This is a genomic window from Bacillus sp. OTU530, assembly GCF_038440375.1.
Genome location: NZ_JASATP010000141.1, coordinates 1 through 555 on the forward strand (window position 1 = coordinate 1; position 555 = coordinate 555).

Consider the following 555-nt stretch of genomic DNA (forward strand, 5'->3'; position numbering starts at 1 on the left):
AGCCTGAAAGGCTTAAATTAAATTACATTCCGCAATAGCTCAGCGGTAGAGCAATCGGCTGTTAACCGATAGGTCGTAGGTTCGAATCCTACTTGCGGAGCCATATGGCCCGTTGGTCAAGCGGTTAAGACACCGCCCTTTCACGGCGGTAACACGGGTTCGAATCCCGTACGGGTCACCAACATATGGAGGATTAGCTCAGCTGGGAGAGCATCTGCCTTACAAGCAGAGGGTCGGCGGTTCGAGCCCGTCATCCTCCATTTCTTCCTATATTCATATCGGAGGGGTAGCGAAGTGGCTAAACGCGGCGGACTGTAAATCCGCTCCCTCGGGGTTCGGCGGTTCGAATCCGTCCCCCTCCACCATTTTTTTGTATGAAATTTAGAAAATCGTGAAAAAATAATGAAACATAGATTTTCATTAATGGGCTATAGCCAAGTGGTAAGGCAACGGACTTTGACTCCGTCATTCGTTGGTTCGAATCCAGCTAGCCCAGCCATTTATATGCGGGTGTGGCGGAATTGGCAGACGCACCAGACTTAGGATCTGGCGCCT

5 tRNA genes are annotated in these 555 nt (G+C 50.5%); all 5 read left to right on the forward strand.

Annotation, left to right across the window (positions count from 1 at the left end):
• Nucleotides 1-28 precede the first annotated feature (28 nt).
• A tRNA-Asn gene (locus tag AAHB12_RS31240) sits at nt 29-103 on the forward strand.
• 3 nt (nt 104-106) lie between these two features.
• Nucleotides 107-181: transfer RNA gene (locus AAHB12_RS31245), tRNA-Glu, on the forward strand.
• 6 nt (nt 182-187) lie between these two features.
• Nucleotides 188-260, forward strand: a tRNA-Val gene (locus AAHB12_RS31250).
• 20 nt (nt 261-280) lie between these two features.
• Nucleotides 281-365: transfer RNA gene (locus AAHB12_RS31255), tRNA-Tyr, on the forward strand.
• A gap of 59 nt (nt 366-424) precedes the next feature.
• Nucleotides 425-499, forward strand: a tRNA-Gln gene (locus AAHB12_RS31260).
• Nucleotides 500-555 lie beyond the last annotated feature (56 nt).